Origin of the sequence: Pontibacter sp. MBLB2868 (genome assembly GCF_051904785.1) — a bacterium.
In the GTDB taxonomy this organism is placed as follows: domain Bacteria; phylum Bacteroidota; class Bacteroidia; order Cytophagales; family Hymenobacteraceae; genus Pontibacter.
Genome location: NZ_CP196710.1, coordinates 3,048,728 through 3,061,192, shown reverse-complemented (window position 1 = coordinate 3,061,192; position 12,465 = coordinate 3,048,728). Strand labels below are relative to the sequence as shown.

Here is a 12,465-nt window from a genome sequence, read left to right as displayed (position 1 = left end):
TGTAAGTATAATCTACAGGATGTGATTGCTGGCAGCAAGCCGGATAAGTAAACAGCGAATGCAGCAACTTGACAGGATATAATATCTTTGCAATCGGAAAAATTAAAGAAGAATGTTATCCAAAACAACAGAATATGCTTTGCGTGCCATCGTATACATTGCCATGAATGATGCGCAGGGGCATAGGGTAGGGGTAAAGGAAGTTACAAAGGAACTGGACCTTCCCGGCCACTTTACAGGCAAGATTTTACAGGACTTAGTGCGAAAAGGAGTAATAGCTTCTACCAAAGGGCCTGGAGGGGGCTTTTTTCTTCACCGGCCCGCTAAAACCATTAATATTCTGGAAGTGATCCGTATGATTGATGGCCTGGAAGCATTTAAGAAGTGCGGAATGGGCATGAAGCAATGCTCCGATAAACACCCTTGCCCGTTACACAACGATATCAAAGCTTATCGTGATCACCTGTTAAATGTGTTTGGTACCAAAACTATTCAGGACCTGGTAGACAGCATTAATACAGGCCAATACTTTATCACTAACACAAACTAAGTAAAGCCGCTATAGCTGGGGCGGTTTAACCAGTTGCCATCAGGTTAAAGTAGGTCATGCAAAATATTAAAGTTTTTTGGCCAGAGCCAGAGAATGGCAGCCCCGCCAGCCAACACTGTTCCGAACAAAAAGGCTATTCTGTAAAATACCCGGCGTTCACCTAAGAAAGCAACCAGCGCGCCTTTAAAAGCAAGGTTAGAAAGCGCTGCTACAAGTATAACACGCCAGCCATTATGCAACGTTACATTACCCACACCCATCAATCTTGAAGTGGAGAGGGTGATTGCGTCAACGTCTGTGAGTCCGGAGATAACAGCTACTATATACAAACCACTGCTGCCGAAGTAGTCTTTTGCAAAAGCAGTTGCCAGTATTACGGCAGCATAAACAGCTCCGAAGATCAGCGCTGTTTTAAGCTGAGCAGGGTTTCCCTGCTCCGGCATACGCTCATTTTCGCTGTTTTTGAAGAAGTAGGTGACAACGCCAAGTATAAGCATCAATAAAAAAAGCGCCGCAATAGGAGGGACCACAACAGGAACTGTATCAGGAGCTACTACCGATATCTCCACCATTATCCGGCCCACTGATACCACCGAAGCAATAAAAATGACAAGGGTGGCTAACGATGTGCTGCTTTTAAAGTCTTTTGTACGCCTTGCGTAGCTAACTGTAGTGGCCGTGCTTGATATCAGACCACCAAGAACCCCGCCCAGTACAGTGCCCGCTTTTTGCCCGAAAACCTTGTAAGCAAAATATCCCAGCATGCTGATGCCAACAATCAGCACCACCATTAACCAGATGTTGTGGGGGTTAAGTACCTCGTATGGCCCATATGTTTTATCCGGAAGAACAGGGAGTATCACCAGCGAGATGACAACAAACTGCATGATCGCTTTCAGGTCCTTTTCACCGATGTGGGCCACGAACCGGTGGAGGGTTTCTTTTAAGTGGAGCAGGACAGCGGTTGTGGCTCCTATGGCAATTGCTACGGCACTTTCCCCTAATACCAGGTAGGCACCCACGCCATACATCAGGAGGGCTGCGGCCTCTGTGGTCAGTCCCGGGCTAAAAGGCGGTTCTTTGCTTTTCATCACATTCCCGACTACTACCAGCCCCGCCATACTTATAAGGCCGGCAGCTACCACCCAGCCGCCAAACGTGCCGGCTAGCAACGCCGATACTGTACCGAAAAGAGTAATCAGCGGGAAAGTGCGAATGCCAGCCAGTTCAGATTTCTCATGCTGTCGCTGCAGGCCTACAAGTAGTCCCAGCCCCAGTGAAATGCCTAATACCTGGAAAAGCTCTAGTTCCATGTTTAATTTTTGATGAGCAGCTACTGCCTGAAACGATAAAAGTATAGCCATGGCTATACTTTTATACTTGAATATGCAATATCGTTATTAAGCAGGTATTGGTTACAGTGGGCTTTCCTGTAATAAGGAGCTGCTTAAGCGTTTGATCTCTGTTTCAGCGGCTTTGGCCTCATAGCGAATATCAATTAATCTGTTCTCGGCCACTAACTGATTGCGCTGTGCTTCGCGTAATTCTATTGCAGTTAATAATCCTAAGCGGTAGCGTTCCAGCGCAATCTCGGCGTTCTGCTGGGCTAAAATCATATTTGTTTCCTCTAGCTCCAGTAGCTCAAGCCGGTTCACATACTGGCTGTAAGCACGCGCCAGTTCTGACTCCAGCCTGTTCTGTTCCTGCTGAAATGCCAGCGTGGTTGTTTCTATGGTAATGCGGGAGTTCTGAACCTGCCGGTTAATGTTAAAACCGTTAAAAAGAGGGACAGATAACACTACACCGTAGTTAAATCCCACTCTTTTACTTTCGTTTGTGCCCACGGTGTTACCAAATATAACCGGGTCCTGTAAAGAGCGGTTATAGCCATAGCTCCCTGCCAGGCCAATTACTGGCAAACGCTGGGCCCGTGCCTGGCGCAGGTCGTAAATGGCAATGTCGCGCTCCACCTGTATACGCTGCAGGCTAGGGTTATTAGAAATCAAGGCAGCATCTTCAAGCGTTACATTCAGGGTCTTATCCACAATGATAGAATCAGCTGGGGTAAAGTTGATGTTCGGGTCCCGGCCTAAGAGCTGGTTCAGGTCTATTTTTGCGTTCCGAAGCGATTCCTGCTGGCGAAGCAGATCAGATTTGTCGGCATTATAATCAACTTGTGCACGCAGTATCTCTACTTTGGGGCTTACGCCTACGTTGTATTGTTCCTGCGTCATGTTCACGCGCTGCTCCGAAATAGCAATGGCATCCTCAATGGCCTTTATCTTACGGGCCTGCCTTACTACCTGGTAATATGCATCCGATATATCGGCAACAGTGTTTTCGATAGTCGCTTTAGTGAAAAGCTTTCCGGACTTTTCAAGCGCCTGCAAACGGTTATACTCAATAAACATACGACCACCATCAAAAACAGTCCAGTTAAGCAACACACTGGCATTGGTAACATTTGTCTTTGACCCGTTTACCTCGCGTGGTGGGTTGTTTTCAAACTGGTTCCGGATGTTATTGTTTGTAAAGTCCCTGCTGATGCGGCCATCTGCCGTTGGCAGGAAACCAGCATTTCCGAGTGTTACGTTATTAGCTGCTATATCATCCTGCTTATCAGCAATTCTGATGTCATAGTTTTTCTCTAGTCCAATTTGGATTGCCTCCTGCAGGGTAAGTTTTTCCTGACTAAAGGCTTTACCAGGTAATAGTAACGCTGCCACGGCAAGCAGAAGCACTGTGGTTCTAATTGGAAACATGAATAGTTTATCCAAGGGTTATATTATAGTCGGTTTGTGAGATTATTATTTTATGAGAGCAGGCTCCTGACGCTGAATTACTTCTTGTTCGTCTTCATCATCTTCCTCCTCAGTGTGCTTACCGGCAAGGTTGGCTTCTGCTGATGAGAAATAAGAGTAAACTGCCGGAATTACGTATAGCGTAAGGCCAGTAGAGAAAATAAGACCTCCCACCACGGCGATACCCATCGATACACGGCTTTCTGAACCGGCACCTAAGGCAAGTGCAATTGGCAGCGTACCAAGTATCGTAGACAGTGACGTCATCAGGATAGGGCGGAAACGCTGTACTGCTGCATCGGTAGCTGCCTCCAGTTTGCTGAGTCCAGCCTCTTTGCGCTGATTGGCAAATTCTACCAGCAGGATACCGTTTTTAGTTACCAGACCCACCAGCATGATCATACCGATCTGGCTGAAGATGTTGAGCGTCTGATCAAAATACCAGATACTGATTAAGGCTCCTCCAAGGGCAAGTGGCACCGTAAACATAATGATGAATGGGTCACGGAAACTTTCGAACTGCGCAGATAGCGCCAGGTAGATCAGGCCAAGTGCCAGCAGGAACGCAAACAGTAAACTGCCGGAGCTTTCGGAGAAGTCACGCGACTGGCCTGCCAGCGTTCTCTGGAAGGAATCATCGAGCACCTTATCGGCAATGGCATCCATGGCGGCAAGTCCGTCGCTGATGGTTTTGCCCTTGGCAAGGGAAGCACTAAAAGTGGCTGCTGCAAAACGGTTGTAACGGTACAGCTGCGGAGACGCACTTTCCTCACTTAAATCAATCAGGTTATCCAACTGGATAAGTTCACCGGTATTGCTTTTAACATACAGACTACGCAGGTCAATAGGGGCAGCACGGTTCTCACGTGCAACCTGACCTATTACCTGGTACTGCTTTCCGTCTTTGATAAAGTATCCGAAACGCTGACCACTCAATCCTGCCTGTAAGGTCTGGGCAACATCGCGTACGCTCACACCCATTGCCTGGGCTTTTTCGCGGTTGATCTCAACGCGTATTTCAGGTTTATTGAATTTCAGGTTCACATCCACAAAACCAAAGGTTGGGTCCTGGCGTGCGGCATCCATAATCTGAGGGATAATATCGCGCAGCTTAGATCCATCCGGAGACTGCACCACAAACTGCACCGGTTGACCGGAACCACGTCCGCCACCCAGTCCTTTATCGCCGGAGGCAAAAGCACGTGCGCCAGTAAGCTGGTTAGTGAGTCCGGATATCTTATCCACGATCTCTTGCTGCGACATATTACGCTTGTCCGCGTCTACCAGCTTTACGCGCAGGAAACCGGAGTTAGAACCACCGCCTGCAAAACCCGGTGAGGTCATGGCAACAAGGTTATCTATCCCCTGTATTGAGTCGTTCACGATCTGGGTCAGTTCGCCCATATACTCGTCCATGAACTCATAAGAAGCACCTTCAGGACCTGTTACCATTACACGTAAACCGTTACGGTCTTCGTCGGGGGCAAGCTCTGATGGCAAGGTTTTCATGAACATAAAGATCAGACCTCCAGCTATCAGTACAATTACAAACGCCACCCAGCGCACCTGCATAAAACTCTCTAAACTGCTGCGATAACCGTTGGTAAGGGACGTGAAGAATGGCTCTGTTTTGCGGTAAAACCAGTTTGGCCTTTCACGATGCTTTAACATGCGCGAGCACATCATTGGCGTAAGCGTCAGCGACACAAATGAAGAGATAATAACAGAGCCAGCTACTACGATACCAAATTCACGGAATAAGCGGCCTGTTATACCTTCCAGGAAGATAACCGGCATAAATACCGCAGCCAAAGCTACAGTAGTCGAAATAATGGCAAAATATATCTCTTCGGAGCCCTTTTTGGCAGCTTTCATGGGTTGCTGCCCATTTTCAATCCGGGCATAAATATTCTCCAGCATTACAATGGCATCATCCACAACCAGACCAATGGCCAGCACGATACCCAGCAGCGTGAGCACGTTGATGGAGAAGTCCATGAGGTACATGATAAAGAAGGCTCCGATCAGGGAAACAGGTATGGCTACTACCGGAATAACCGTAGAACGCCAGTCGCGCAGGAACAGGAAAATGATGATAACCACCAGTCCGAAGGCAACAAAAATGGTCTCCTTTACCTCCGAGATAGAGGCCTTGATGTACTCGGTATTGTCGAAACCGATAACGGTTTCAATGTCCTCTGGCAGGTCTTTCTTGATCTGCTCTAAGCGCACATAGAACTCATCGGCAATCTCGACCTGGTTAGAACCCGGCTGCGGTATAAGTACCACACCCACCATAGGAATACCATCACGGCGGAGGATAGATTTTTCGTTTTCGGGGGCCAGTTCCGCGTGCCCGATATCAGCAAAACGGATAAGGCGGTCAGCATCCTCCCGGATGATAAGGTTGTTAAACTCTTCGGCAGTAGAAATACGGCCCATAGTTCGCACCGAAAGCTCGGTGGTGGCACCCTCAATTCTACCCGAAGGCAGTTCAAGGTTCTGGCGGGCCAGGGCAGTTTGTACTTCTATAGGTGTAATGCGCTGGGCAGCTAACTTATCAGGGTCCAGCCACAGGCGCATAGAATAGCGTTTCTCGCCCCAGATATCCACGGAACTAACGCCCGGTATGGTTTGTAAACGCTCCTTAAACACATCCTGTGCAATGGCCGAAAGGTCGAGCAAGGAACGGGTAGCGCTTTTTATACCTACAAATATGATAGGGTTTGCATCAGCATCGGCTTTGGAAACAGTAGGAGGATCTGCGTTGTCAGGGAGCCTGCGTTGGGCGCGGGCCACTCGGTCACGGACATCGTTGGCGGCTGCCTCCATATCAATGCCCAGCTTAAACTCTACAGTAATGTTGCTGCTACCTTCCCGGCTACTGGATGTAAGCGTTCGGATACCGGCAATACCGTTAATAGATTCCTCAAGCGGTTCTGTGATCTCCGACTCGATGGTTTCGGCGTTGGCACCTGTGTAACTCGTAGATACGTTTACAATAGGAGGGTCAACGCTGGGGTACTCGCGTACGCCCAGAAAAGAGATGCCGATGATACCGAACACAATGATCGTGATGCTCATCACGATGGCCAGTACCGGGCGTTTTATACTTATGGATGATAAACTTGCCATAAATTGAATTAGTAATCAGTATCTTAGGTATACGCTGAATTTATTGTAAGAACAGTCTGCTATACCTGTTTGTTATGTATGCTTCAGGGCGCTGCATCCTGAGGATTTCAACTGTTAAAGGTCGGCTTACTTACCGTTTTTTACCTTTCGGATAGTCAGGTCAGCACCTGGGCGCGCCTGCAATACCCCGGACTGGATGATGGTATCGCCGGGGGCAAGGCCTTCCAGTACCTGGATCATGGTTTCGGAACGTTGCCCGATCTTGATCATCTGCGGTACGGCTTTTCCGCCCTTTGCCAGGAATACCTTATGGCCGGTAGCCTCCGGTATGATCGATTCCGTTGGGATCAGGATAGCTTCTTCTACTTCTTTAAGGCCAAGGTTCACTTTCACAAAAGCACCAGGTTTTACTTCCTCGTTCTTGTTATCGTAAATGGCGCGCACCTGCATGGTGCGGGTGGCAGGGTCTATAATAGGTTGAGTGGCATAAATAGTAGCTTCGTATTCGGTTGGGCTGCCTTCGGAGGTAAAGGTGATCTTATCGCCTTTCTTTACCATCTGGCTGTAACGGCCCGGTATCGAGAATTCTACTTTCACAGGGCTGATGTCCACGATCTGGGCGATAGGTGTGTTCGCAGATACGTAGCTGCCTTCACTTACCTGGCGCAAACCGATCACGCCATCAAAAGGAGCACGGATATACGCCTTGGCAAGTGATGCCTTCAGCGCCTGTATATCGGCGGTGGCGGTTGCCAGTTGATTGCTTACCTGGTCGTACTCCTGCCGGCTGATGTAGTCTTTCTCGAGCAGGGTGCGCTGGCGCTGTTCCATGTCGCGGTACAGTTTCTGGTTAGATTGCAGCTTTTGCAACTGTGCCTGCATTTCCTGGGCATTTACAGTTAGCAGCAACTGACCTTTGCGCACGCGGCTTCCTTCGGTAAACTGGATGTTAGTTACCTTTCCTGCAACCTCGCTGCGAAGTTCCACTTCTTCGTTGGGTAGCACCGTGCCCGTAGTCGAGATCTTGTTCTGGAAAGCTGAAGGGGATACCACGTATACATCAACAGCTACTTTCTGAGCCATCGGGCCGCCACCGCTTATTGCTGGGTCCTGAGCATCATTTTTAAAGATCTTGGAGTATAGCAGGTAGCCTACTAATGTAACCGCTACTAGTATAAGTATGGTTTTGATAGTTTTACTCATGTAAATTTGTTCGGGGTTCTTTTAATGTAATGCCTTATTTTTACAAGACTTGCTAACAAGCACTAAAACAAGCCAGCTTGTTTTAGACTATTCAAGTTGATAAAAGTTTAAAGTTACTTACTACTGGGGTTAAACAAAAGCAACATCGGGGCATCCTCTACCAAACGAGTGTTAGACCCGACAAACAGCTTATTTTAATGTTTAAACAGTTTTAAGGCGAAATAAATCCGGATATGAGCCAGGAAAATAAGAAGGAAAATTTTTTCCAGAATGTATACGAAGTAGTAAAACTGATACCTGAGGGTAGGGTTACCTCGTATGGCGCTATTGCCAGCTACCTGGGGGCAAAAGGCTCGGCCAGAATGGTAGGCTGGGCGCTGATCGCCTCACACCCCATGACGCAGATACCAGCGCACCGAGTGGTAAACCGGGTAGGTATGCTAACTGGCAGTCAGCATTTCGATGCGCCCAATGCCATGCAGGAACGGCTGGAGCAGGAAGGGGTACAGGTAAAGGATAACCAGGTGGTGGAGTTTGATAAGCTGTTCTGGGATCCGGGGAAGGAGTTGTTGTGAGGGGAAAGTTGGATAGAACGTATTAACTGAAGCTGGAATGCTATCTTCGTCAAATTAAGATCGTAGCTTTTTTTCTCTGATCTGCACTTTAGCTCTCACCTCAAGGGAGATCGAGGTGAATGTATACAAGAGCAAAATTACTATATAATTGTTTAAGCAACCCGGAAGATCTTTTCCATTTTACGCCCTTTCGCTAACTCATCTACCAACTTATCTAAATACCTTACCTGTTGTGTTAAAGGATTCTCAATTTCTTCTACGCGATAGCCACAAATTACACCCTTAATAAGGTGAGCATTGGAGTTTAAAGAAGCATTTTGAAAGAATATTTTAAATGTCACTTTTTCATCGATTAGTTCTTTCTGCTTTTCCTCATTGTAACCGGTAAGCCACTCAATCACTTGATATAATTCCGCTTCCGTTCTACCTTTCTTCTCTATTTTTGAAAGGTAGTGGGGAAACACCGAGGCAAATGTCATTTTTGCAATACGCTCCTCGTGACTTTTACTCACGTTCATACTTTGTCTATTTGAGATGATTGGTTTAGGAATTTTACGAAGACCAATAGCAAGAGTGGAACAACTAATAAGCCAAGTAAGGAGAACCAGCTAGAAATTACTTTATCATTACTTAAAATTAGTAATCCTTCACCTAAGGGTCCTTTTGAAAAAATTGTATTAAATGTAAAATTCCAGCCAAGGTGAAATCCGATCGGCATCGCAATAGAATTTGTTTTTGAAAAAGTTAATCCCCAGGCATAACCCATTAATCCGGTTCCGATAAAAACCACTACCATCGGGACTATATTACCAAATATTCCAAAGGAGAACCAATGATAAATTCCAAATGCCATAGCAGATAACAATATAGCTTTTGAAGATCCAATTCTCTTGATCAAAATGTAGAGAAGAGCTCCACGAAATAAAAGTTCTTCGGTTACTACAGATTTGAGATCCCAAAAGAATGAACTCAAAATCAAATTTGTATTAGCGTCTGAATTAATAATCCACTCTGAAGATTTTAAGGTGCTTTCTAAAAGTTGTAGGCTAATACATAAAATGCAGGTAACGAGAAAACCATTTAGGAACTGTCTGAATCTTTTTAAAATTGGAAGGAACCCTAATGCCAGAATACTTTCATTTTCTATTATCCGAAGTAGGATCCAGGAAATAGCAAGTTCTAATAAAATTCCAATCATCTAATTCTATTTAGATTTTATGCCAACAGATCAGGTTTTGCCGATCAGTCCAACCGAAGCCGTTTAACTCCGCTTATGGCAATACCTTGTTATGGGCTATCTCAATTTTTCCAGTAAGGCTTAATCAGGTTTTTTCTGCTTATTAAAAATAGTAAAATTGTAGCAATCAGGCAGAAAATAATAGCCTGGATACTTCCTTCAGGGCCAAATGCGCCACCAGTAATTAATTGATTTCCTGACAACTCGGTCGTTAACAAACTGCTTGTTTTTTCATTTCCCGAAGTAACAGCTCCAAATACGCCTGATTGCATAAAATTCCAGGCAAAATGAATAGCGATCGGGAACCATAAATTTCTTGTATAAATATAGGCAACACCAAACAGAAAACCTGCCACAACCACAGATAATCCAGAAATGAGCGTACTATTGGGATTTGCAAGGTGAACTAATCCAAAAATGAGAGCAGAAATAAACAGGGCAATGTAACTGCCCAATTTTTCTTCTGTAATTCTAAAAATAATTCCTCTCATCAAAATTTCTTCAAATATGGCAACCGTAAATGCAACCGTAAAAGGTATGATCATATTAGAAAACGGATTGACTGAAAGGATCTTGAAGCCGCCAAATAAAGAAATTACAAGAATTGTTAAAGACTGTAAAACAGTACCTACTAGTACGCCGAGTAAAACATTTTTTGCCAAATGTTTTGTATTCAGTTCGGCTATTGCTCTTTTCTCAATGACTTTATAAAATGAAATACAGGTATATATAACAGCTATGGAGGAAACAATGCCTTTAACCAGGTTTCTGAAATTTCTATCTAGCGGCGTTAAATCAAGAATTTTTGCGGCTACTTGTTGAGAGAGTATAAATACGATAAAGCAGACAAGAATACCAAGAATAATTTTTGTTATAGAAGCGGTTAAAACTCTTTGTCTTAGGGTAGTTGTTTCCATTTTTATTTCTATTTTTTTGTATAAAACAATTTATTAATTGTAAAAATAGAGTGCAAAACGGTCCTTAAATAGAATGATATTTGCCTGTGAGGTTATAATTTTTTGAAATTTTTGGGTAAAAACCCCGTCTCTTGTTTAAATGTTCTAATAAAGTGGCTTTGGTCTGAAAAACCACATGCAAGGCTTATATCAGTTAGAGAATCTGATGATTTTTGAATCAAACTAATAGACCTATCTACTTTCAATCTCCGCATATATTCGCCGTACGTACAGCCAAAATATCTTGGGAAGTGCTTCGAAATGGAAATGGGATTAATATTCAAAGTTTTTGATAGGTCTTTTAAGCTTATATTTTCGAACCAACAATCATTCAGCAAGTCATACAGAAGTTTTACCCAACTTGGGCATTTAGAAAACTGCTCTAAATAATTTTTGTTTTCAGCATAACTAGAAAGCAACATACTTATTGAATCATCTGAAAAAGAGTCCTTTAATAAGGACTCCTGGTAAATTTTCAGGATCAATAATTTTGTTTTGGTAGCATTTGCAGTTGCATTTTTTAATGTCTCTTCTGTAATTTCAAAGTTCTTTATAAATGCTTCGTCAAATTCAATATTGATATTTCTTGAAGGGAACAGTGTATTTTGATTCAAGTGCAATTCATCACTATGATAAAATAAAATTGAACCTGAAGTAACGGAATGAATTTCGTTCTTCCTCTTTTCAATTGTTCCTCCTTTTAAAAATAAAGTGATGTGGGCATTTTGATGAGAATGCCAATTTTCAGATACCTTCTGCTTATATTCAGTTTCTATAATAGAAACGCCTTGGTTATTGATCAGTTTGTTCCTGGTATTTCCGAGATAACTTTCTTTTTCTAATTGCTGCATTCGTTGATTTTAAGGAACGGAGAATGCGTTCTCGGTTATAGTATGTGAAGGTTTAGCAATGTTAAACTTATTAGCAGAAACTAAATCCGAACTGTTAATGAAAGGCCTTGTTCGGGAGCAACAGTGTCTCCTTTGTTACACGATGTGAAGAAAAGCTCGATAATTAGTAATAAGTATAAGTTTTTCATATGTTTTATTTTTAGCGTTTATCACGGTTTCGTGTATGAATAGTAGCGAATTTTAAATTCTTAGCTGTCAAAGTAATATTAAATTTAATGGGAAAAAATATACACTTTTCACTAAACACTAAAACCGCTATTATTTTTATACAGTGTTGCCTACAGGCTTAATCTATAGTTATTGATTCACCATCTTCTGGAATAAAAACTTTATTTATTAATCCATTACTTGTCAATATTCTTCTTAACTCCACTCTAGTTAATGGACAATGGTTTATAGATTCCATATGGTTTGCAATGACTTTGCCTGAAGTGTTTTTTACAAATGTTAGAATATCTTCGACATTCATAATAAGCTGTTTAAACAAATCGAACTGAGCAGCCCCACAAGCTAAAACACTGATTTCCGGGTTATAAATTTTTAAAACCTTATCGACAGCATCTGTATAAATTGTATCTGAACTTAGGTAAATCGATTTTTGATCAGGTAGTTTTATGTAGAAGCCAATTACATTTCCCATTGGTTTAGCCACAAATCCGTAACCGTGTCTAGCTGGGATACCTTCAATGGTGCCTCCTAAAAAGGGTTGATTATCCCAGTGTTTTAAAGCTTGAACAACATTTAACCCTCTTTTCATTAATGCTTTTTCATCCTTTATACTACAAGTAATAGGAATGTTTTTTTCAATCAAGAACTGAACTCCTTTGCTATCAATATGATCTGGATGTTGATGTGTTATTAAACAATGCGTTACTTTTTCAAGTATCAGATTGCAATTATCAGGGAGAGGAACTGTAGGGTTTCTTTTTGCTTTGTGCCTAAAAAGCGTGAAAGTTGGCATTACTCCTTGTTCTCCAAGCATTGGGTCAATTAGAATTATGTCTTTCTCTGTTTCCAAGATCATAGAAGCATTCCTGATATGATGAATTTTTAACATTTTATGGGCTTTAGTTTAATGCAAAAAACTCTATAAAATG

General features: G+C 43.3%; 11 protein-coding genes. 2 read left to right on the top strand and 9 right to left on the bottom strand.

The annotated features are described in order from the left end of the window. Nucleotides 1-112 precede the first annotated feature (112 nt). Nucleotides 113-550, top strand: coding sequence for an RrF2 family transcriptional regulator (locus tag ACSX1A_RS13035; protein ID WP_439880082.1), 438 nt, complete (start codon nt 113-115; stop codon nt 548-550). A 44-nt stretch (nt 551-594) separates the two neighbouring features. Here the strand turns inward: ACSX1A_RS13035 and ACSX1A_RS13030 are convergent, their stop codons facing one another. The 4 genes from ACSX1A_RS13030 to ACSX1A_RS13015 form a co-directional block, all read right to left on the bottom strand. After that, nucleotides 595-1,914: an MgtC/SapB family protein gene (locus tag ACSX1A_RS13030; protein ID WP_439880081.1), complete on the bottom strand. Its 1,320-nt coding sequence runs from the start codon at nt 1,912-1,914 to the stop codon at nt 595-597. Nucleotides 1,915-1,965: 51 nt separating this feature from the next. Then, entirely contained in the window at nt 1,966-3,312 is a 1,347-nt protein-coding gene (locus ACSX1A_RS13025; RefSeq protein ID WP_439880080.1) for a TolC family protein, read from the bottom strand. A 45-nt stretch (nt 3,313-3,357) separates the two neighbouring features. After that, nucleotides 3,358-6,486, bottom strand: coding sequence for an efflux RND transporter permease subunit (locus ACSX1A_RS13020; RefSeq protein ID WP_439880079.1), 3,129 nt, complete (start codon nt 6,484-6,486; stop codon nt 3,358-3,360). A gap of 126 nt (nt 6,487-6,612) precedes the next feature. Continuing rightward, nucleotides 6,613-7,689, bottom strand: coding sequence for an efflux RND transporter periplasmic adaptor subunit (locus ACSX1A_RS13015; protein WP_439880078.1), 1,077 nt, complete (start codon nt 7,687-7,689; stop codon nt 6,613-6,615). Between the two features lie 233 nt (nt 7,690-7,922). Between ACSX1A_RS13015 and ACSX1A_RS13010 the strand changes: the two genes are divergently transcribed. Beyond that, nucleotides 7,923-8,264 carry an MGMT family protein gene (locus tag ACSX1A_RS13010; RefSeq protein WP_439880077.1) on the top strand — a complete coding sequence of 114 codons (342 nt, stop codon included), beginning with the start codon at nt 7,923-7,925 and terminating at the stop codon, nt 8,262-8,264. Nucleotides 8,265-8,416: 152 nt separating this feature from the next. On the opposite strand, the gene ACSX1A_RS13005 is transcribed toward ACSX1A_RS13010, so the two are convergent. From ACSX1A_RS13005 to ACSX1A_RS12985, 5 genes are all read right to left on the bottom strand, one after another. Continuing rightward, nucleotides 8,417-8,782 carry a DUF2200 domain-containing protein gene (locus tag ACSX1A_RS13005; RefSeq protein WP_439880076.1) on the bottom strand — a complete coding sequence of 122 codons (366 nt, stop codon included), beginning with the start codon at nt 8,780-8,782 and terminating at the stop codon, nt 8,417-8,419. Further along, nucleotides 8,779-9,462 carry a CPBP family intramembrane glutamic endopeptidase gene (locus ACSX1A_RS13000; RefSeq protein ID WP_439880075.1) on the bottom strand — a complete coding sequence of 228 codons (684 nt, stop codon included), beginning with the start codon at nt 9,460-9,462 and terminating at the stop codon, nt 8,779-8,781. Before ACSX1A_RS13000 ends, ACSX1A_RS13005 begins: the two co-directional genes overlap by 4 nt. Nucleotides 9,463-9,563: 101 nt before the next feature. Next, entirely contained in the window at nt 9,564-10,418 is an 855-nt protein-coding gene (locus ACSX1A_RS12995) for a lysostaphin resistance A-like protein (protein WP_439880074.1), read from the bottom strand. A gap of 92 nt (nt 10,419-10,510) precedes the next feature. Next, complete coding sequence (locus ACSX1A_RS12990) at nt 10,511-11,308, bottom strand: helix-turn-helix domain-containing protein (RefSeq protein ID WP_439880073.1); 798 nt, start codon at nt 11,306-11,308, stop codon at nt 10,511-10,513. Nucleotides 11,309-11,654: 346 nt separating this feature from the next. Beyond that, on the bottom strand, nt 11,655-12,425 hold the full coding sequence (locus tag ACSX1A_RS12985) for an MBL fold metallo-hydrolase (protein ID WP_439880072.1): 771 nt from the start codon (nt 12,423-12,425) through the stop codon (nt 11,655-11,657). Nucleotides 12,426-12,465: the final 40 nt, after the last annotated feature.

Excerpts from the sequence above, each read along its gene's own strand:
- ACSX1A_RS13035 (WP_439880082.1), top strand. The coding sequence starts at position 113 with ATGTTATCCAAAACAACAGAATATGCTTTGCGTGCCATCGTATACATT.
- ACSX1A_RS13030 (WP_439880081.1), bottom strand. The coding sequence starts at position 1,914 with ATGGCTATACTTTTATCGTTTCAGGCAGTAGCTGCTCATCAAAAATTA.
- ACSX1A_RS13025 (WP_439880080.1), bottom strand. The coding sequence starts at position 3,312 with ATGTTTCCAATTAGAACCACAGTGCTTCTGCTTGCCGTGGCAGCGTTA.
- ACSX1A_RS13020 (WP_439880079.1), bottom strand. The coding sequence starts at position 6,486 with ATGGCAAGTTTATCATCCATAAGTATAAAACGCCCGGTACTGGCCATC.
- ACSX1A_RS13015 (WP_439880078.1), bottom strand. The coding sequence starts at position 7,689 with ATGAGTAAAACTATCAAAACCATACTTATACTAGTAGCGGTTACATTA.
- ACSX1A_RS13010 (WP_439880077.1), top strand. The coding sequence starts at position 7,923 with ATGAGCCAGGAAAATAAGAAGGAAAATTTTTTCCAGAATGTATACGAA.
- ACSX1A_RS13005 (WP_439880076.1), bottom strand. The coding sequence starts at position 8,782 with ATGAACGTGAGTAAAAGTCACGAGGAGCGTATTGCAAAAATGACATTT.
- ACSX1A_RS13000 (WP_439880075.1), bottom strand. The coding sequence starts at position 9,462 with ATGATTGGAATTTTATTAGAACTTGCTATTTCCTGGATCCTACTTCGG.
- ACSX1A_RS12995 (WP_439880074.1), bottom strand. The coding sequence starts at position 10,418 with ATGGAAACAACTACCCTAAGACAAAGAGTTTTAACCGCTTCTATAACA.
- ACSX1A_RS12990 (WP_439880073.1), bottom strand. The coding sequence starts at position 11,308 with ATGCAGCAATTAGAAAAAGAAAGTTATCTCGGAAATACCAGGAACAAA.
- ACSX1A_RS12985 (WP_439880072.1), bottom strand. The coding sequence starts at position 12,425 with ATGTTAAAAATTCATCATATCAGGAATGCTTCTATGATCTTGGAAACA.